Origin of the sequence: Vibrio gangliei (assembly GCF_026001925.1) — a bacterium.
Taxonomy (GTDB): domain Bacteria; phylum Pseudomonadota; class Gammaproteobacteria; order Enterobacterales; family Vibrionaceae; genus Vibrio; species Vibrio gangliei.
The window spans coordinates 1565946-1585246 of record NZ_AP021869.1 but is presented as its reverse complement, the minus strand read 5'-3'; the positions used below and the strand labels follow the sequence as shown (position 1 = coordinate 1585246).

At 42.3% G+C, this 19301-nt stretch carries 17 protein-coding genes and 1 pseudogene; 14 read left to right on the top strand and 4 right to left on the bottom strand.

Going from position 1 to position 19301, the window contains the following annotated elements:
* The first annotated feature begins 18 nt into the window (after positions 1 to 18).
* From lolC to lolE, 3 genes are read left to right on the top strand one after another with little or no spacing between them, the layout of a single operon-like run.
* Entirely contained in the window at positions 19 to 1242 is a 1224-nt protein-coding gene (gene lolC, locus Vgang_RS07220; RefSeq protein ID WP_105903437.1) for a lipoprotein-releasing ABC transporter permease subunit LolC, read from the top strand.
* A gap of 49 nt (positions 1243 to 1291) precedes the next feature.
* The gene (gene lolD, locus Vgang_RS07215) at positions 1292 to 2002 is read left to right on the top strand and encodes a lipoprotein-releasing ABC transporter ATP-binding protein LolD (protein WP_105903436.1); all 711 of its coding nucleotides are present in this window, start codon (positions 1292 to 1294) and stop codon (positions 2000 to 2002) included.
* Between the two features lie 2 nt (positions 2003 to 2004).
* Entirely contained in the window at positions 2005 to 3243 is a 1239-nt protein-coding gene (lolE, locus tag Vgang_RS07210) for a lipoprotein-releasing ABC transporter permease subunit LolE (RefSeq protein ID WP_105903435.1), read from the top strand.
* A gap of 273 nt (positions 3244 to 3516) precedes the next feature.
* On the opposite strand, the gene Vgang_RS07205 is transcribed toward lolE, so the two are convergent.
* Positions 3517 to 4026 (bottom strand): DUF2062 domain-containing protein, encoded by a 510-nt coding sequence (locus Vgang_RS07205; RefSeq protein ID WP_105903434.1) that lies wholly within the window; start codon positions 4024 to 4026, stop codon positions 3517 to 3519.
* A gap of 53 nt (positions 4027 to 4079) precedes the next feature.
* Here Vgang_RS07205 and Vgang_RS07200 point away from each other — a divergent pair, with 53 nt between their 5' ends.
* The 6 genes from Vgang_RS07200 (at position 4080) to Vgang_RS07175 (ending at position 11172) form a co-directional block, all read left to right on the top strand.
* Positions 4080 to 6422 (top strand): DNA internalization-related competence protein ComEC/Rec2, encoded by a 2343-nt coding sequence (locus Vgang_RS07200; protein ID WP_319952089.1) that lies wholly within the window; start codon positions 4080 to 4082, stop codon positions 6420 to 6422.
* An 82-nt stretch (positions 6423 to 6504) separates the two neighbouring features.
* Positions 6505 to 8271, top strand: coding sequence for a lipid A ABC transporter ATP-binding protein/permease MsbA (gene msbA / locus Vgang_RS07195; protein WP_105903432.1), 1767 nt, complete (start codon positions 6505 to 6507; stop codon positions 8269 to 8271).
* Positions 8271 to 9278, top strand: coding sequence for a tetraacyldisaccharide 4'-kinase (gene lpxK, locus Vgang_RS07190; protein WP_105903431.1), 1008 nt, complete (start codon positions 8271 to 8273; stop codon positions 9276 to 9278). Before msbA ends, lpxK begins: the two co-directional genes overlap by 1 nt.
* Complete coding sequence (locus tag Vgang_RS07185) at positions 9259 to 9438, top strand: Trm112 family protein (RefSeq protein ID WP_105903430.1); 180 nt, start codon at positions 9259 to 9261, stop codon at positions 9436 to 9438. Before lpxK ends, Vgang_RS07185 begins: the two co-directional genes overlap by 20 nt.
* Positions 9438 to 10193 (top strand): 3-deoxy-manno-octulosonate cytidylyltransferase, encoded by a 756-nt coding sequence (gene kdsB, locus Vgang_RS07180; RefSeq protein ID WP_105903429.1) that lies wholly within the window; start codon positions 9438 to 9440, stop codon positions 10191 to 10193. The genes Vgang_RS07185 and kdsB overlap by 1 nt, the downstream gene beginning before the upstream one ends.
* A 646-nt stretch (positions 10194 to 10839) precedes the next feature.
* Positions 10840 to 11172, top strand: a complete 333-nt coding sequence (locus Vgang_RS07175; protein ID WP_105903428.1) for a hypothetical protein — start codon at positions 10840 to 10842, stop codon at positions 11170 to 11172.
* 435 nt (positions 11173 to 11607) lie between these two features.
* Here Vgang_RS07175 and Vgang_RS07165 read toward each other — a convergent pair whose 3' ends face one another.
* Positions 11608 to 12762, bottom strand: a complete 1155-nt coding sequence (locus tag Vgang_RS07165) for an IS110 family RNA-guided transposase (protein WP_105903794.1) — start codon at positions 12760 to 12762, stop codon at positions 11608 to 11610.
* Between the two features lie 140 nt (positions 12763 to 12902).
* On the opposite strand from Vgang_RS07165, the gene Vgang_RS07160 reads away from it, so the two are divergent.
* Positions 12903 to 14366 (top strand): LA2681 family HEPN domain-containing protein, encoded by a 1464-nt coding sequence (locus Vgang_RS07160; RefSeq protein ID WP_105901830.1) that lies wholly within the window; start codon positions 12903 to 12905, stop codon positions 14364 to 14366.
* Positions 14367 to 14499: 133 nt separating this feature from the next.
* Positions 14500 to 15564: a Shedu anti-phage system protein SduA domain-containing protein gene (locus tag Vgang_RS07155; RefSeq protein WP_211294008.1), complete on the top strand. Its 1065-nt coding sequence runs from the start codon at positions 14500 to 14502 to the stop codon at positions 15562 to 15564.
* Between the two features lie 30 nt (positions 15565 to 15594).
* Here Vgang_RS07155 and Vgang_RS07150 read toward each other — a convergent pair.
* Positions 15595 to 15936: pseudogene (locus tag Vgang_RS07150) on the bottom strand (transposase); the annotation flags it as partial.
* 95 nt (positions 15937 to 16031) lie between these two features.
* Here Vgang_RS07150 and Vgang_RS07145 point away from each other — a divergent pair.
* The 3 genes from Vgang_RS07145 (at position 16032) to Vgang_RS07135 (ending at position 17661) form a co-directional block, all read left to right on the top strand.
* Complete coding sequence (locus Vgang_RS07145) at positions 16032 to 16325, top strand: type II toxin-antitoxin system TacA family antitoxin (protein ID WP_105901831.1); 294 nt, start codon at positions 16032 to 16034, stop codon at positions 16323 to 16325.
* A 47-nt stretch (positions 16326 to 16372) separates the two neighbouring features.
* The gene (locus Vgang_RS07140; RefSeq protein WP_211294010.1) at positions 16373 to 17164 is read left to right on the top strand and encodes a PhzF family phenazine biosynthesis protein; all 792 of its coding nucleotides are present in this window, start codon (positions 16373 to 16375) and stop codon (positions 17162 to 17164) included.
* A 71-nt stretch (positions 17165 to 17235) separates the two neighbouring features.
* A complete protein-coding gene (locus Vgang_RS07135) occupies positions 17236 to 17661 on the top strand; it encodes a GNAT family N-acetyltransferase (RefSeq protein WP_105901833.1) in 426 nt (141 codons plus the stop codon).
* A 68-nt stretch (positions 17662 to 17729) separates the two neighbouring features.
* On the opposite strand, the gene Vgang_RS07130 is transcribed toward Vgang_RS07135, so the two are convergent.
* Positions 17730 to 19295 (bottom strand): SpoVR family protein, encoded by a 1566-nt coding sequence (locus Vgang_RS07130; protein WP_105901834.1) that lies wholly within the window; start codon positions 19293 to 19295, stop codon positions 17730 to 17732.
* Between the last annotated feature and the right edge of the window lie 6 nt (positions 19296 to 19301).

Genomic DNA, 19301 nt, shown 5'->3' with positions numbered 1-19301 from the left:
TCTTCAGGGATGGTTGGCATGTTTCACCCAGTTTCGGCCTACATTGGTTTGCGTTATTTGAAAGGTCGATCAGGCGATAAATTCAGTCGATTTGTTTCTTATATGTCAACGGCTGGCATTTCGATTGGTGTGCTTTCGTTAGTGACCGTGTTATCCGTGATGAATGGTTTCGAAGGCCAACTCAAACAAAAAATTCTTGGTGTGCTGCCGCAAGCGGTTGTCAGCCAAGCCAACGATAAAACGGCGATGAGCCAAACACCACCGGACTTCCTTAATCGCATCCCCCATGTGGAAGACATTTCTCCCGTTGTACGCAGTGAAGCCATCATTCAAAGTGCAAGTAAACTCAGTGCTGGTTTAATGGTGGGCATTGAGCCAAGAGACAATGACCCTATTGCGCGCCGCATGATGATGGGGCAAATATCGCAGCTCTCACCGGGCAGTTATCATGTTTTTCTTGGTCATACGCTGGCGAGAACGTTGAAAGTCAATGTCGGCTCAAAGGTGCGTTTAATGGTAACGAATGCGAGTCAATTTACGCCGCTTGGCCGAATTCCTAGTCAACGTAACTTTACTGTGGCTGGGATTTTTAATACCGGTTCCGATGTCGATGGTATGTTGATGGTCACCAATATTGAAGATGCTGGCCGTTTATTGCGTTATTCAAGTAATACGATTTCTGGTTGGCGATTGTTCTTTGATGACCCATTTGTGGTGGCTGACTTGGCTCAACAGGTAAAGCATGAACAATTACTGCCTGAAAAATGGTATTGGTCTGATTGGCGTGACCAACGTGGCGAGTTATTCCAAGCTGTGCGTATGGAAAAGAATATGATGGGGCTGATGCTAGGTTTAATCATTGCGGTTGCGGCTTTTAATATTATTTCTGCGCTGATCATGGTGGTGATGGAGAAGCAATCTGAAGTCGCGATTCTAAAAACTCAAGGTATGTCGAATCATCAGATCCTTGCCATTTTCATGGTGCAAGGTGCGAGCAGTGGCGTGATTGGCGCAATTGTGGGCGGTGTTTTAGGTACGGCATTGGCGGCGAATTTAAACAGCATCATGGATGGGTTTGGTTTGTCACTATTTGCACCTGGCACAGAATTGCCGGTTGTGATTGAACCGCTGCAAGTGGTGGTGGTGATCATACTTGCGATTGGTTTAAGTCTTCTGGCGACATTGTTTCCATCTTATCGCGCGGCTTCAGTCAAACCCGCAGAAGCGCTGCGTTACGAATAATTTTGATTAATGAGTTGTTCTACTTTCAAAACTCAACAAGGCAATAAATATGAATCCTTTATTAAGCTGTCAAAATATCAGTAAAACTTACCAAGAGGGCAGTCTCGAAACCGAAGTGCTGAAAGGGGTGAGTTTATCCATTAATAAAGGCGATTTTTTAGCGATTGTCGGCTCTTCTGGCTCAGGTAAAAGTACATTGCTTCATATTCTTGGTGCTTTAGATGATGCCAGTGCCGGGGATGTGACGGTGCTCGGACAATCCTTACTGAGCCTTTCTGGTAATAAGCAAGCGAAACTGCGTAATCAGCACATCGGCTTTGTATACCAATTCCACCATTTGTTGGCAGATTTTACCGCGTTAGAAAATGTTGCAATGCCATTATTAATTGGCAAATTAAGCGCAGCGGATGCTAAACAAAAAGCACAGGCTATTTTAGAAAAAGTCGGGTTAGGCCACCGTTTAGAACATCGTCCATCAGAGCTTTCCGGCGGTGAGCGTCAACGGGTTGCCATTGCGAGAGCGTTAGTGAATTCACCCGATTTGGTGTTGGCTGATGAACCCACCGGTAACCTTGACCAAAAAACCGCACTAGAAATTTATGATTTAATGCGTCAGCTAAATCGTGATTTTGGTACCGCATTTTTGGTGGTGACGCATGATGCCCAATTAGCTCAGAAAATGGATAAGCAATATACCATGCGCGATGGTGTACTCGCTTGGCAACAAGATGACGATTCACTTGATGTGGCAGGTGAGTAAAGATGTTTTTATCTCTATTTATTGGTTCAAAATTCAGCCGAGCGAAAGAACGCAATAAGCTGGTTTCTTTTATTTCATTTTCTTCCACGATTGGGATTGCAGTCGGTGTTGCGGTGATCATTATTGGTCTTTCTGCGATGAACGGTTTTGAACGTGAACTGGAAAATCGCGTGTTATCAGTGATCCCGCAAGCGGAAATTGAAGGGGTACGAGACCCGGTACAAAACTGGAATCAAATTGCCGCTATTGCCAATAAACATAAACAAGTCAAAGCCGTTGCGCCTTATGTCCGTTTTACTGCATTACTCGAGCGTGGCAGCCAGCTTAAAGCGGTAGAAGTCCGTGCTGTTGATGCCGATTATGAACGTGCGGTGAATAGTTTATCCAACTTTGTTGATAAAGACGCGTGGAAAAACTTTCGTGCCGGTGAAGGCCAAATTGTATTGGGTAAAGGGGTGGCCGATAAGTTAGGTGTGAAAGTAGGCGATGGCCTGACGATTTTGATCCCACCTGCGGGTAATAGCCAAGATTTAAGTGCACCGAAGCGCGTTCGCGTGCATGTGACTGGCTTTCTCACACTCGGTGGTCAGATTGATCATGGCCTAGTGATGATTCCACTGGAAGACGGTCAAGACTACATGAACATGGGTGATGCTGTAACCGGTGTGTCGCTTAAAGTCTCTCCTGTGTTTGAAGCTGACCGAATCGTTCGTGAAGTCGGCGCTTATATTCCGATTTACGCTTACCTCAAAAGCTGGAAAGAGAAGTACGGATTTTTGCACCATGATATTCAAATGGTACGAACCATTATGTATTTAGTGATGATACTGGTGATTGGGGTGGCGAGCTTTAATATTGTTTCTACCTTGATGATGGCGGTAAAAGATCGCGCTTCAGATATTGCTATCTTACGCACGATGGGCGCGAGTGATGGCTTAATTAAACGTATTTTCGTTTGGTATGGCGTGCTTTCTGGTGTGCTTGGTAGCATTGTTGGCAGCATTATTGGTGTGCTGGTGGCATATAATTTAACGCCAATCATCAAAGGGTTAGAAAGCCTAATTGGACATCAATTCTTATCGGGCGATATTTATTTTATTGATTTTCTTCCTTCGCAAGTTGCGTGGTCAGATGTATTGCTGGTTTCCGGCACCGCGATCACTTTGAGCCTACTCGCAACCTGGTACCCAGCATCAAGAGCGAGCAAGTTGAATCCAGCAACGGTGCTGAGTGCGAAATAGGGTGACGTAGCTCGAGCGCTGCGCTTTTCGTTTCTCGTAGCTCTATGTTGTTGCTTTAGTTGTTGCTTTAATAGGGGAACCGTTAGGCCTCGAGACACGAGAAGTGAAACGCCCGAGAGCCGAGCGTCGTAAGTTGTCTTAAAAAAAAGAGTGCTATCAAGTTTGTTCATTTAGAACGTTAACTTGGTAGCACTTTTTTATTTGTGTTGGTTTTTTTATTGGATAACAGCTGACTTTATTTATAGCTGCTTTATCGTGAAATTTATAGCTGCTTTATCTTGAACGGCGTTTTTTCCAACTGCGGGCGACGGAATAACGCCACAGGCCTTGGATACCGAAATAACCTACGATCGAGAGAACAGCACCGCAGACGAGGCAGCCTAATAACAGTGGTGGGCCAATGGTATTGATTTGTTCAACAAAGAAATGCCACGTGAGCTCGAAATGAAAAGATTGCTCTGGCGTATGCATAATCCAAGCGCCAATCCGATAAGCAAAATAGAACAAAAATGGCATGGTAATAGGATTACTGACCCATACTAGGGCAACCGATAGAGGCAAATTGACACCGCATAGAATCGCCGCACCTGAAGCCATGATCATTTGGCTTGGGAGTGGCACAAAAGCGATAAATAAGCCAACCGCAAAAGCACCCGCAGCCGAACGACGATTCAAACACCACAAATTGGGGTTATATAAAACGCTACCAAAAATTTTTAAAGCTTTTTGGTTTTTGATTTTTTCATGGTCTGGCATGAAGCGTTTAATCAATTTCTTTGGCATAAAGGGTGGCTCGTATTAATCGTAATTATGTTCTGCTCGGTTGTTTTTTTAGCATGGCAAGTGGGGCTATATGGCCAACTATGCCGTCGCTGATCCTGCTGTTGCCGATTGTAGTACTCTTTCTTGTCCTTTTCTCCACAAAAAATGCATATTGTCTACAAGGTGTTTGCCTTGGCTGCTTACTTATCATCATCCATGGGAATCATTATCGCCATGTGACAGAGAAACTTTTTTCACATGGGAGTCTAATTACGGTACAAGCGAAAATCGTTGCGTTGAATCAAACCACATTGCATGGGGCACAAACGATTCTATCCATTCAGCGCATCAACGGTGATGTTTTACCATTTTATGCGCAGCCCCAAGTTAAAGCTTACTATGCAAGCCCTAATCAACCGCCATTAAAACTTGGTGAGTTATGGCAACTGCAACTTGAGGTTAAGCCAGCGATAGGTCGGTTAAACGACGCGGGCTTTGATAACGAGCGCTATTATGTATCTAATCAATGGCATGGTAAAGCGGTTATTGAATCGGAAAATGCGAATAATACGCTTTTGAAATCAAGTTCATCGTGGCGATTATCTCTGCATAATGATATCAAATTGGCAACGGCTTCACTGCCTAGCCAATCGTTTATTCTTGCGCTTGCTTTTGGTGATAGAAGTTTAATTACCGATAAGCAATGGCAACAACTCCGTGATTCAGGCTTAGCGCATTTGATGGCGATTTCAGGTTTGCATATTGCACTCGCTATGGGGATAGGTTGGCAGCTTGGACGCATCATAAAAACGATAGGCGCGATTGGTTATCCAGCTGGTTATTATGCTGTAGGGCAACTTATGCGTATGTTACCCATGCTGATGAGTTTTGGATTGGCGGTGATGTATTCCTACCTGGCGGGCTTTTCATTGCCAACGCAACGAGCCTTGGTCATGGGAACGTTGTGGTTGTTAACGCTTCTTTTTCGAATCCATTGGTCGATTTGGCAAATTTTATTATTCAGCTTAGTGTTGGTCCTCGCTTGGCAACCTTTCTCAATTTTACAAGCCAGTTTTTGGTTATCGTTTAGTGCAATCATGGTGATTTATTTATCGCTATGGTTTTGCATGAAACCCGAAGAAACCTCGTCACAACATCGATTTAAACTCCGGCTAATACGCATACTGACTGTTCAAATGGGATTGTTTATTGGTTTGGCGTTTATTTCCGCATCGGTTTTCGGTGGTTTAAGTTGGGTATCCCCCTTAGTGAATCTCGTCGCTATTCCTTGGGTTAGCGTGATTGTCGTCCCACTGATTTTTCTTATGCTAGCTCTGTCTTCCTTGTTTATTGAGCGTTCGGTTTCAGACCATTCTGATGATTCGCCTTTGCTTAGTGATACAGAATTCGTTCATGACTTATTAGCGACAGGCTGGAAGATAGTAGACATAAGTTTACAGCCAATTACTAAGCTGCTTGATTGGGCTGAAGGTGCATGGTGGCCGCTTTCCAATCAATCAGTTTGGCTGTGCTTGATATTGGTTATGAGTGTGTTGTTATGGCGATTTCGATGTTTCGTCACCTTGTTTGTGGTGCTATTACTTGCAGGCGTATTACATTTTGGAATGTTTCAAGCTGTTCATTCACCACGCTGGCAAGTACAAGTCGTCGATGTTGGGCAAGGGTTAGCGATTTTAATTCGTAAAGATGGCCGCAGTGTGTTGTACGACACGGGAATTGGCTGGCAAGGTGGAAGCATGGTTCGCTCCATTGTTACCCCGCTATTAAACCAGTCTGGAGAGTGGCAATTGGATGGGCTTATTATCAGCCATACCGATTTTGATCATGCCGGTGGACGTAAAGATGCCGAGCACTCTCTCAACCCCAAATGGAAGCGCAGTAGTGAGCTGATTTCTGGTTATCAACCTTGCGTGAAAGGGCAGAGTTGGCAATGGCAAGGTTTACAATTTGAAGCGTTATGGCCGCCAAAGCAGGTTACGCGTGCTTACAATCCACATTCTTGTGTGGTTCGTATTTCCGATTCTACATTCAGTCTATTATTAACTGGCGATATTGATGCAATTTCTGAAATTCTTTTAACTCGTGAAGCCGGTATCAAACCTGTTGATGTCATGACAGTGCCGCATCACGGAAGCTCGACGTCGTCATTTCCAACTCTACTTGAAGTATTTCAGCCCAAGGTTGCGGTTGCCTCATTAGCGCTCAATAATCAGTGGGGCTTGCCGAGCCAAATGGTGAAACAGCGTTATCAGCAAGCGGGAATACCGTGGCTCGATACGGGGACAGGTGGACAAATAACGCTGTCAATTTATTCAAATGATTGGTCTATCGAGCAAAAGAGGCGAGACCAATATCAACCATGGTATAGGCAGATCGTGCGTAACGGGTTAGAATGAATCTAATTGTCTCACTAACTTGTGGTTTGGATGACTCGTCGTTTTCTTATCTAAATTACCAGTTAACTAATAATAAGTTTTTATGACTCAACAAACAGACACTCCGTCATCAAAAGACGAAAGCACGTTCCAAACGTTTAAAAAACTATGGCCGATGATCAGCTTGTATAAAGCCGGTCTATTCGTTGCCACTATCGCATTAATCATTAACGCTGCCAGTGATACGTATCTGGTTTCATTATTGAAGCCATTGCTCGATGAAGGCTTTGGTAATGCCGAATCCAACTTCCTACGTATTTTACCTTTCATTGTGATGGGTATGATGATTGTGCGCGGGTTAAGTGGCTTCGTTTCAACCTATTGCTTAAGCTGGGTTTCAGGCAATGTAGTGATGGAAATGCGTCGTCGTTTATTCAACCATTTTATGCAAATGCCAGTCAGCTATTTCGATAAAGAATCAGCTGGCTCGTTGTTATCGCGTATTACTTACGATTCAGAGCAAGTCGCAGCGGCAACCAGTAAAGCGTTGGTGAGCATTGTGCGTGAAGGCGCCAGTATCATCGGTTTATTGTTCTTAATGTTCTATAACAGCTGGCAATTGTCATTGGTCTTACTGGCAGTCGCGCCATTGGTGGCTTATGCGATCCGCATTGTTTCGAAGCGTTTTCGTAAGATCAGTAAAAACATGCAAGACATGATGGGTAATGTGACCTCATCTGCCGAACAAATGCTAAAAGGGCACAAAGTCGTTTTAAGCTATGGCGGCCAACATGTTGAGAAGAAACGCTTTGATTCTGTCAGCAACAAAATGCGTCAACAATCCATGAAGTTAGTGGCAGCTCAAGCAGCAGCTAACCCGATTATTCAGGTGATCGCGTCTATTGCGTTAGTTGTGGTGTTGTATCTAGCCAGTATTGATTCAATCAAAGCAGACCTAACGCCGGGTACTTTTTCTGTGATCTTCTCGGCCATGTTTGCTTTGATGCGCCCATTGAAATCGCTTACGAACGTGACCTCAGATTTCCAAAAAGGTATGGCTGCTTGTCAGACTTTATTTGAAATTATTGAATTAACACCTGAAGTCGACACCGGCAAAAAAGAGATTGAAAAAGTAAAAGGTAACTTGAGCGTGAAAGACGTGACCTTCACTTACCCAACTAAAGATGCCCCAGCATTGCGTAACGTTTCATTCGATGTTCCTGCCGGTAAAACCGTGGCGTTAGTAGGTCGTTCAGGCTCGGGTAAGAGTACCATTGCCAACTTATTTACCCGTTTCTACGATATTGACTCTGGTGAAATTTATTTAGATGAGACCGAAATTCGTGATTACACCTTAGCGAACTTGCGTACTCACTTCGCATTAGTATCGCAAAATGTGCACTTATTTAATGACACCATCGCCAATAACATTGCTTATGCCGCGACCGAGCGTTACAGCTTTGAGCAAATCAAACATGCAGCGGATTTAGCTCACGCGACCGAATTCATTGAAAATATGGATCAAGGTTTCGACACCATTATCGGTGAAAACGGGGTGAGCTTATCGGGTGGTCAGCGTCAGCGTTTAGCCATTGCTCGTGCTTTATTACGTGATGCTCCTGTTTTGATTCTTGATGAGGCCACATCTGCACTGGATACGGAATCTGAGCGTGCGATTCAAGCGGCACTCGATGAACTGCAAAAGAACAAAACCGTGATTGTGATTGCGCACCGTTTATCCACCATTGAAAATGCTGATGAAATTCTCGTTGTCGATGAAGGCGAGATCATTGAGCGTGGTAATCACCCTGAATTGCTTGCCAAAGATGGGGCTTATGCGCAACTTCACCGTATTCAATTTGGTGAATAATGATTGAGAAAATTTGGTTTCATCGTCATCCGCTAGGTTATGTGCTTGCGCCGTTATTATGGCCGTTAAGTCAATTGTTTAAGCTGATAAGCCGTCAACGTCGCCAGTCATATATGGCCGGCGACAAACCTCGTTACCGCGCGCCTGTGCCAGTTATTGTTGCCGGTAATATTACCGCTGGTGGCAATGGCAAAACGCCGGTGGTGATATGGCTAGTCGAGACGTTGCAAGCGCTTGGAATGAAACCGGGTGTGGTTTCCCGTGGTTATGGTGGCAAAGCAGCCAAGTATCCTTTGGTTGTTGAACTTGATACGCCTAGTTCGCAATCGGGCGATGAACCCGCTTTAATTAAACGTAGAACTGGTGCACCTGTTGCGGTTGATCCAGTACGAAGCCAAGCTGTACAAGCCTTATTGCAACATGATGTCGACGTGATCATCACCGATGATGGTTTGCAGCATTACGCTTTAGAGCGAGATATTGAATTTGTTGTGATTGATGGCCAGCGCCGTTTTGGTAATCAGCACTACATTCCATTTGGCCCATTACGTGAAGGGCTAGAACGATTAGATGAAGTCGATTTCTTGATCACTAATGGTGGTCAAGCTCAAAGCAATGAAATCGCGATGACGCTTGAGCCGAGTGACGCAGTGAACCTAAAAACGGGCGAGAAAGTGCCTGTTAATTCGCTGTCACAATTGGTGGCTTTTGCAGGTATCGGTCATCCGCCGCGTTTCTTTAAAACATTAGAAACCTTAGATGCTGAAGTGATCAAAACTCAGGCGTTTGCCGATCATCAAGCATTCGAACAATCGGAATTACAGCAGCTTGCCAAACAGGGTAAGCATTTAATCATGACAGAAAAAGATGCGGTGAAATGCTATCAATTTGCCGAAGATAACTGGTGGTATTTACCCGTGTCGGCCAATATTTCAGCGCAAGATAAACAGAATATTATTGAAAAAATCACAGAGGTTAAGAGTCAATATGGATCATCGTCTACTTGAAATCGTGGCTTGTCCAGTATGCAAAGGTAAAGTGGTATTGGACAATGAAAAACAAGAGCTTATTTGTAAGTTTGACCGTTTAGCCTACCCAATTAAAGATGGCATTCCAGTGATGTTGGAAGTTGAAGCACGTAAAATGTCGATGGACGAGGGGCGCTAATGTCATTTACTGTCGTTATCCCGTCACGTTACCAATCTTCTCGTTTACCGGGTAAGCCACTGGCAGATATTGCCGGTAAACCTATGGTTCAGTGGGTACACGAGCAAGCGATTCAGGCCGGTGCCGAACGAGTGATTGTTGCCACTGACGATGCTCGTATTGAAGCGGTCGTGAAAGGCTTTGGTGGCGAAGTGTGTATGACCTCGCCGGATCACCAATCTGGCACCGAACGTTTAGCCGAAGTGGTTGAGAAGATGGGCATTGCCGATGACCACATTATCGTGAATGTACAAGGTGATGAGCCGTTAATTCCGCCTTCTATCATCAAACAAGTGGCAGACAACTTAGCCAATAGCACAGCGCCAATGGCAACGCTAGGGGTGAACATTGATGAGCCACAAGAAGTATTCAACCCGAATGCCGTTAAAGTGGTAACAGATGAACAAGGTTACGCACTGTACTTTAGCCGTGCATCGATTCCTTGGGATCGTGACGCCTGGGCTAAAGAAGACAAAACCATCCGCCAACCGCTTATGCGCCACATCGGTATTTACGGATATCGCGCCGGTTTTATTAACACCTACATTAACTGGCAACCAAGCGCGCTAGAGCAAATTGAATCTCTAGAGCAACTACGCGTACTTTGGTATGGCGAAAAAATCCATGTCGCACTAGCCAAAGAAGCCCCAGCCGCAGGTGTAGACACGCCGGAAGACTTAGAAATCGTGCGTAAGATTTTATCGAAATTAGCGTAGTTGGAATATTTAGATTGTTAAAGCTCAGATTTTTCTGAGCTTTTTTTTGCTTACAGAGTAAGTGAGGTAGGAGAGTGACTCAAAATCATGTAATACGCGTTCCTACCCCATTTGTCTCAACGAGCTTTTAGGAGATTCCGTATCTTCACTCGCTGCGCTCGTTGTACGGAATGACGCCCTAAAAAACTTAATATTTCCTGTCATTCTGAAAAGTGAGGTACGAGCGCAATTCAGAATCTCCTATTTATATTGCTATTACTTCAATGCACAAGAATTTATATTTCATATCAAAATATCGACTGATAATTATGAATAGTTGTACCCAATATAAATACGATTTGATCGTTTTATTTGCATAGTGGCGGCTAACCATAAATTCATGGATATAAGTTAAAAAAGGAGATTTCATTGGGTACCTTGATACTGTTTTTATGTACAGGCTAAGGGTGTCGGGTTTCAGCAATAGATAACAGGAAAAGTGCCTTCTTTTCTGATTCATATCTAAAGAATGAAACAAATAGTCATTTCTATACATAGGCTTGAGGGCTACTTGCTGTATAGTGGAAAAACTAAACAGGCAAAGAGTTGTCAGGAAAAGCGGCACTTTGCCGTCTAATAAGCTTTATATATTTGGAGGAAATGCAGAATGAAAAAATGTACTTTAGCTATTGAAAAATTATCTATAGAGCAACCTGTTACAGAGTTGAAAGCTACAGTGACCCTGGATAATAAGAAAAGCTTATCATCGTTCTATTCGAGAAATATAAATATTGACGCAAAACAATGGCAAGTAGTTAACACGCCGAACTACAAAGCAGAATTTGACTTAAGTGATGAGCAAGTCAACGATATTATATTGGTCTTGGATTCTCTTATTGACACTTATGCAAACGGTAACAAAGAGGAAGGTTCCAGATCAATGCTGCAGACGAGCCTTGAGTGTAAGTTGATAAATGAAATTTCTTGGCTCCAAGAATAGCAGCAAGTATATACATAACAAACAACTTAAGAGTGATTCAACACGCGTGGCATTTTTGGTATGCGTTAATTTTAGTGATTAAGGCGGTATACGGTAGCATCGGTATTGCGTGCTTCACACCTTAATTGGGCGTTGGTATGACTCCCACTGTCAAGTAGAGCGCAAAAATTCTACCCAGTTATTTTGGGCATTTTTCTTTAAAAAAGAGATAGTGTTAACGCATTGCTCAAGCAAGTACTTTCGTCGGTTATCATGCTGGTATTCGTAGATTACTCACTCTAAAGTGAGCAGAGCTTACCTTACTTATTCCGTCGTGGCACCTGTCTGCAGTCTATGCTCGTGGTTCAATAGCCGTTAGGCTATTGCCATCCTAACGCCGTCGGAGTTTATGCCACACCCGATGCTTAATGCGTTGCGCTAACACTAATTTATTATTCATACTGGTAACCTTGATATTCTTTGGCGTGGATCAATCGGTATGATTACCACCTCCCGAGCAATCGCCCAAATAAATGCGACCATTTCACGGGCTATCGCTGTGACGACGACACTGCGGTGCTTTCCTAAAAACATTAATCGTTGGTAGCGCCGACATAACCGAAGCTGAGCTTGCCAAGCAATATCAATAATTTCTTTTGATAAGTCTTCTTGTCGTATTTGCAGCTCTGCTGAGATATTGGGTTTGTGTTTATAAGTATGTGCACTTTCAACTAATAATCGTCGAGCTCGTTTATTGCCACATTTTGTAATACTGCCTTGTCTTCGTTTTTGTCCACTAGAGTGCTCAGATGGGACAAGCCCAAGGTAGGACATGAGCTTTCTCGGGTGGTCAAAACGCCTTAAATCCCCCAGTTCAGCGATGGTTCCTAATGCCACGAGTAAACGAACGCCTCTCATCGCTTGAATCGCTTTTACAACAGGGTAGTAACGCCAGTTTTTAACTTGATATAGCAGCTCATTATCGAGCCTTTGTAATCGTTGCATTCGTTCCGAGATGATTTGAATCATCTCTTGCAGCACAATTTGTTGGCTGTGATGAGGGAGCACTAATTCTGTTAACCATCTTAAATGTTTTTTAGACCAGTTATCTTTGACCGTTGCCGTAATATTATTTCGTAGTAAGAAGCCTTTGAGTTGGAATTTGGCATCTTTTAAATCTTTCATTGCCGTTTCTCGTGCGCGAGATAAATCACGTATAGCTTCATCTTCTGCTTCAGGTACATAGATGGCATTGAGTTCATCTGCTCGAAAAAGGCGCGCTAATTTGGCGGCATCTCTTTTATCGGTTTTGATTTTATCGCCAGGCGCTTTGGGGATTAAAGATGGCGCAACAATGTAGCATTGGTGTCCAATGCTTGTGAGCAATCGATAAATCCAATATCCACAAGGACCAGCTTCGTAAATGAAATTCAGGGTAGCTTTAGGAAATTGGGATTGGAGTGTTTGGCTGAGTTTTATAAATGCTGATTTAGTTGATTGAATACGACTGTACGATGAAGGGGCTTCTCCACGTTTATCTTTTAAAAGTGCGACTTGGGTGAAGGATTTATGGGTATCTAACCCAATAAAAATAGTGCTATCGTTATTCATGCTAGCCTCCTAATTTAGTTCTTTAGCAAACTAATTATGGCTCTGGCTTAGCTAACCCACGATATTGGAGGCTAGCACCTTCATGGGAGTCATTATGTCTAGACCACCTAAATCCACATTACATTTAATCGAGAGAATGCATGGACGAATGGAACGAAAAGATCGCTTTTTTTGCAGGAAACATTGATACTTGTATTGAATCTAATGATATTGACTCTTTAGTACGTTTTTGTGATGAGTTAAAGAAAATCATCTCTGATGAAAGTGAAGCTCCCGATATTATAAAAAGTATATTGACTTACTACTTGTCGAATATATACCAGCATTTAGCTTCTGATAGAAATGACAGATGGAACAATCCAAATTATGGTAATGCTATCATTTGCCATAGGAAATTTTATCGATATAAAAGTCAGGCTTATGAACTACTTCCTCAAGTAGAAGTAAACCATGCAAATACACTACAGACATTATGTAGAACCTTTGAAGCCATTCCTCTTTGGAAACAAGGTATTTCCCATTTTGGTGATGCCGAAGAAGTCGGGTTATATAGACTTACAACAGGTCTGCTTTGGATTTCTCACTATTTATACGATGAAGAGCATATTTATTATTACCAGCTATATGCATACAACTATGCAAAAAAACTACTAGCTAAAGATGAAATTTATCATAATGGTATTAGAGAAAGTATCAAAGTTGATTCAGGATCTGAATTTGGACGCTTCCTTCAACATGTTCAAAATTCATTTGACGAAGATCCTGATCTATTAGCTCACCCTTATAAGCCAGACTATTCAAAAGAAGAAACAAAATATCGGAGCTGGTGTAAAGATAATATACTATTCCTCAACCCATTAAATGATCTAGAAAATGCTTGGGTTGTAGATCACGATGTTCTCAATTTTCCATCATATAGCACTCCAGTTTTTGAAGGCCCATATCTATCTGCGGCATTTTCATCAATGAAAAATGAGTATTGCTACTTTCGTCATTTGTTCTACGAAGGGTTGAATAAAAAATACGTAAAATTCACTGACAAAGATAAATATCTAACAGACACATTAGACGGTGTAATCTACGAAGGATACATTGAAAAAATAAAGAGCGCTTTGAAAGGCTGTTTTAGTGTTCTAGACAAAATCTCAAGACTCTTAGATAAGTACTATGAATTAAACAGCTCCAAGATTGCGTTTAATCGGCAATGGTTTGATACGCAGAAAAAATTAAAAGACCAGAACAATCCATTTTTAACTGCATTGTTCTGGTTAAGCAAAGACTTTACCCAGCACGATGATGATGAGAGAAGACCTTCTTATTGGCTTGATGATTCGGCTTTCGAAGTGCGAGAACTACGCAATGAACTAGAACACGGTTGGGTTAGAGTTGTGAACCCTGGTTTTGAAGGTTTCTCTACTTGGAAAAACGAACATGATTATGCGTATAAAATTACGTCTGATGAGCTAGTTGATAAAGGAATGTATGTTTTCAAACAAACGAGACATGCATTAATATATCTATGCTTGGCTATTAACTTCACCGAAAAGTTTGCAAAAAAAGATAATAAGTTGAGTGTGTTATCAAATGATGTACCACTCATTTAACAGTGCTCTAACAAAACATTCAAAGGGACGCCGAACGCTTAGCACTTGTGGTTTAGAGTTCGGCTGTTGTTGAAAATCCAGTGAAAGCGCCCTTCAATGTGACGTTAACTTTCTTTTGAGTTCGGAGGTAAATTTGGCAGTAGGCTCAATTGGTAAAAAGCAAGCAAAGTCAGGAAACGTTGGGTACAGTGATCCAGTAACGATCCATGAAACCACTCGTTCAAGAATTGACTTTGTTCCATTCTATATAACTAAATCTCAAGGCGTAGAGCTTGCTGGAAAGATCATTACGTACAAGAAAGACAAAACTCCTTTTGGGTGGCTTCCCGTTGATGAGAAGTCTGTGTCATTACAAGCAGGGTCGTTGCTCAAACTATATGAAGCAATTAAATCTCACGTTGCGGTTAAAGATGAAACAGAGGGCGACTTTCTTCTAATTCGTGTCAATGACGGTACAGCACAATTAGCTGAGCATGACCCTCAATCAGTTGCTAATGCGTTAACAGCAGTGTTATCTCAAACAGAAATCGTTAAGCATCTGGAAAATACAGACCTATCTGATGAATTAGCAAATGCGTTAAAAGGCTCTATCCGCCTAAAAGACATGAAGTCAGCAGTTAATCAATTGCGTAACCATCTGAACAACCAAGAAAACGATGAAAAGATATACCAAAAATGGTGTGAGGAATATCCTTGGGCATTTGGTAATGCCTACGTCGTTAACGACGATGTTAGAGCCATCTCCCCTCATGACCACTTAGATTTGATGTTATCCAATGTCATTGGTGGCTTTAGGGATATCATCGAGTTGAAGCGCCCAAATATGGAAGTTTTAAACTACGATAGTTCGCATCGGAATTTCTATTTTTCTTCTGAAGTCTCTAAGGCAATTGGCCAATGCCATAGGTATATGGATGTCTTTAATGATGTTGCATCCAAAGGGTTAGCAGATCACCCCGAAATTGTTGCATATCATCCAAGAGCAACGATTGTTATTGGTCGTTCTTACGATTGGTCTCCTGAAAAACACAAAGCGCTACATGGCTTGAATTCAAGGCTAACGAGTTTGTCAATAATGACTTACGATCACCTTTTGAACCAAGGTGAAAGGCTCGTGAATCTACTTGAACCCAGTCAATGTACTGAAAGTGAGGACAATTCTGTAGACAATGATGATTGGTTAGATTTCGAGTTTTAAAAAGCTAACAAACGAGTATGGCGTCAATAGCTAAATTTTAGCTTTATTTTCATCCCACATGACGACATCTCTTAACATCGAATTTAAAGTTACAACCATATTTCTTACGCAGGCAATAATAGCAACTTTCTTCGGTTTTCCTGCGTCTAAAAGATGCTGATAAGTGGCTTTAAATACTGGGTTGCATTGCATCGCTGACATCATTGCCATATAGAGAACCGTCCTTGCTTGGGCTCGACCACCTTGAATGATTCTTTTGCCTTTATAGCGGCCATTTTCTTTGGTTATCGGTGCAACGCCGATAAGAGAGGCCGCTTGCTTATTGGTAATATACCCAAGCTCAGGAATATTACGAATAATCGACGTGGTGGCTGTGTTTCCGTAAACTATCTGTACAAATTGAATGCGCTCTATATTTGCACTATAACCACTAGTGTTACGGAATAGATCCGTACATAGGAGTAATTATGGCAACAACACGTTTAGATATTCGCCTTGATGAAGAGATTAAGGCAAAAGCTGAAAAAGCAACAGCTTTACTTGGTTTAAAAAGTCTCAATGAGTATGTAGTTAGACTTATGGATGAAGATGCAACTCATGTCATTAAAGAGTATGAAACTATTGTGGTTAAAGCCCGAGTTTTTGACGAATTTATGATTGCATGTGATAAAGCAAAAGCGCCGAACCAGGCTCTGCTTGACGCTGCCAAATTCACAGACGCGAGTGGCATAAGTGAGTTTGGGGAAAGGGTTCGTTGGTAGTGATTTAGTCAGTGCGACCTAGATATAAAGAACATGGAGTTCATAAAGTGAAAATGGATATATTTGTTGTTGATGCATTTACCGATCAACAGTTTAAAGGTAACTCTGCTGCTGTTGTTCCGGTCGCTGAATGGCTATCTGAAGATTTAATGCAGAATATCGCGGTTGAAAATAACCTATCAGAAACCGCTTTTATCAAAAATATTGGTGAGAATCGATATGAAATTCGCTGGTTTTCACCATTAACTGAAATCGATTTTTGTGGTCATGCGACTTTGGCGTCTGCCTATGTGCTATTTAACGAGTTGGGTATTGAAGACCAGATTGAGTTCATTACTCGTGAAGTGGGCAACCTAACCGTTATTCGTAATGCCAACAATGAAATTCAAATGACGTTCCCAAATCAGAAACCAGATATCGTCTCTGCCATTCCGTCTCAACTTCTCGATGGGCTTTCAAATAGACCCATCGAAGTGCTCAAAAACAGGCAAGCGTATTTTGCCGTTTATGATAATGAGCAAGAGGTTTTGGATATATCCTATGATGCAGAACAGTTAAAACAACTTGCACCTTTCGATGTCGTGGTTACGGCTAAATCTGACCATTATGATTTTGTTTCTCGTTATTTTTGGCCAGCCAATGGGGGCGAAGAAGATCCGGTGACAGGTTCTATTCATTCAGGTTTAGCACCGTATTGGGCTGAAAAACTGGATAAAGTGGAGCTACTTGCCTATCAAGCATCAAGGCGAGGCGGAACGTTAAAATGTCACGTCTCTGGAGACAGTGTTGTTATTTCAGGAAAAGGGGTTTTGTATCTTAAAGGTTCTATTGACGTGTGAGTGAGGGTTAACTCTTAATAACGCAATTACGTTCTTGGATATAAAAATTTTTGTATAGCAACAGGGTAGCAATGATTACGTATCAAAATACAATAGATTTAGCAGCTTCAGCCAATCTCACTTACTTAAATATGCGTTCATATTATGAGCATTATGCGGTTGATTGGGAGAGTTCGAAAATCGAAGAGCAAATCCGTGAACTGACGAATATCGATATCTTATTTGATGGTGAAATTGCTGGAGCGATTAGATTAGCCTTTGATGATGAGAGCTGTTATATCCGTGATTTGCAGGTGAGTCAGAAACATCAAAATCAAGGTATTGGCGCTGCGGCTTTGTCTGAATGCGAACGGTTAGCTACGGAGTCTGGTTTCAACAAGCTAACATTGCGTGTATTTAGAATCAGTCCTGCATTTAATCTTTATAAAAGATCGGGTTTTGTGGTTGATAGTGATGACGATAGGTTCTATTGGATGTCGAAAACGATCTCTGAATAACCATGACTCACGGGCGAACCTGAATGACGCACTATCGCCATGTTTCAAGTTCGCCCGCAAGTAAGTATCTAAGAAATCCCATGTCCATGATGTTGTGATGGCGTTGGTGGGCAGGTCGCGAGGATTTCACGTCGGCCAGAATCTTTTACCTCTTCCAAAATCACATCAAACCCCCATAAGCGGTGTAAATGTTTCAGTACTTCAGGGTAACTGTTGTTAAGTGGGATCCTATCTTGCGGAATATGTTGCAAGGTGAGTGAGCGGTCGCCACGTACATTCACATTCCACACTTGAATATTCGGCTCTAAATTACTGAGGTTGTATTGAGAGGCCAATTTTTCACGAATCGCTTGGTAGCCGGTTTCGTTATGAATGGCACTGATTTCAACATAATTTTTTCTATCATCATCTAAGACCGAAAATAACCTGAAATCACGGATAACTTTGGGGGATAAATATTGGCTGATAAAGCTTTCATCTTTGAAGTTATGCATGGCGAAGTGCAAGGTGTCGAGCCAATTACTGCCAGCGATTTCGGGAAACCATTCTTTGTCTTCATCGGTCGGGTGTTCACAGATGCGGCGAATATCTTGGAACATGGCGAACCCGAGTGCATAAGGGTTGATGCCGCTGTAATACTTACTGTTGTATTCAGGTTGTGCAACTACGCTGGTGTGGCTGTGTAGAAACTCCAATATGAAAGAATCCGTTACGACGCCTTCATCATATAGATGGTTCAAAATGGTGTAGTGCCAGAAAGTCGCCCAGCCTTCATTCATGACTTGGGTTTGTTTTTGTGGGTAAAAGTACTGGCTGACTTTACGAACAATACGAACCACTTCACGTTGCCATGGCTCTAGCAGTGGGGCGTGTTTTTCGATGAAATACAACAGGTTTTCTTGTGGTTCGCTTGGAAAACGTTGGCTGTCATGATGCTCATCTTGCTTAGATTTAGGCACGGTTCGCCACAATTCATTCACTTGTGATTGCAGATAAGCCTCACGAGATTCTTGCCGTGCTTTTTCTTCTAAAATCGAAATCTTTTCTGGTCGCTTGTAACGATCGACGCCGTAATTCATTAAGGCATGGCAAGAATCGAGAATTTTTTCCACTTCAGCTATTCCGTATTTTTCTTCACATTGAGTGATGTAATGTTTAGCAAACAATAAGTAGTCAATAATCGAGCTGGCATCAGTCCATGACTGGAATAGATAGTTGCCTTTAAAGAATGAATTATGCCCATAACAAGCGTGCGCCATAACAAGCGCTTGCATGGTGATGGTGTTTTCTTCCATGAGATAGGCAATACATGGGTTGGAGTTGATGACAATTTCGTAGGCTAGCCCCATGTGACCATGTTTGTAATTTTGTTCCGTTTGAATGAAACGTTTACCGAAAGACCAATGGTTGTAATTGATGGGCATGCCGATACTGGAATAGGCATCCATCATTTGTTCTGCGGTAATCACTTCAATCTGATTTGGATACGTATCTAAGCGATAATGTTCGGCCACACGTTTAATTTCAGTGTGGTAAAGCTCTAATAAATCAAATGTCCAATCCGGGCCTGTCGGTAATGGGTAGCCTGGATGGTGTTGTTCTCGCTCAATGGTATCTTGTGTTTTTGTGACCATAACGTA

Coding starts and splice junctions, on each gene's coding strand:
- Vgang_RS07160 (WP_105901830.1), top strand. CDS start 12,903: ATGGACGAATGGAACGAAAAGATCGCTTTTTTTGCAGGAAACATTGAT.
- Vgang_RS07205 (WP_105903434.1), bottom strand. CDS start 4,026: ATGCCAAAGAAATTGATTAAACGCTTCATGCCAGACCATGAAAAAATC.
- Vgang_RS07165 (WP_105903794.1), bottom strand. CDS start 12,762: ATGAATAACGATAGCACTATTTTTATTGGGTTAGATACCCATAAATCC.
- lolC (WP_105903437.1), top strand. CDS start 19: ATGTTTCACCCAGTTTCGGCCTACATTGGTTTGCGTTATTTGAAAGGT.
- lolE (WP_105903435.1), top strand. CDS start 2,005: ATGTTTTTATCTCTATTTATTGGTTCAAAATTCAGCCGAGCGAAAGAA.
- Vgang_RS07135 (WP_105901833.1), top strand. CDS start 17,236: ATGATTACGTATCAAAATACAATAGATTTAGCAGCTTCAGCCAATCTC.
- lolD (WP_105903436.1), top strand. CDS start 1,292: ATGAATCCTTTATTAAGCTGTCAAAATATCAGTAAAACTTACCAAGAG.
- lpxK (WP_105903431.1), top strand. CDS start 8,271: ATGATTGAGAAAATTTGGTTTCATCGTCATCCGCTAGGTTATGTGCTT.
- Vgang_RS07200 (WP_319952089.1), top strand. CDS start 4,080: ATGGCAAGTGGGGCTATATGGCCAACTATGCCGTCGCTGATCCTGCTG.
- Vgang_RS07130 (WP_105901834.1), bottom strand. CDS start 19,295: ATGGTCACAAAAACACAAGATACCATTGAGCGAGAACAACACCATCCA.
- Vgang_RS07145 (WP_105901831.1), top strand. CDS start 16,032: ATGGCAACAACACGTTTAGATATTCGCCTTGATGAAGAGATTAAGGCA.
- Vgang_RS07185 (WP_105903430.1), top strand. CDS start 9,259: ATGGATCATCGTCTACTTGAAATCGTGGCTTGTCCAGTATGCAAAGGT.
- kdsB (WP_105903429.1), top strand. CDS start 9,438: ATGTCATTTACTGTCGTTATCCCGTCACGTTACCAATCTTCTCGTTTA.
- Vgang_RS07175 (WP_105903428.1), top strand. CDS start 10,840: ATGAAAAAATGTACTTTAGCTATTGAAAAATTATCTATAGAGCAACCT.
- msbA (WP_105903432.1), top strand. CDS start 6,505: ATGACTCAACAAACAGACACTCCGTCATCAAAAGACGAAAGCACGTTC.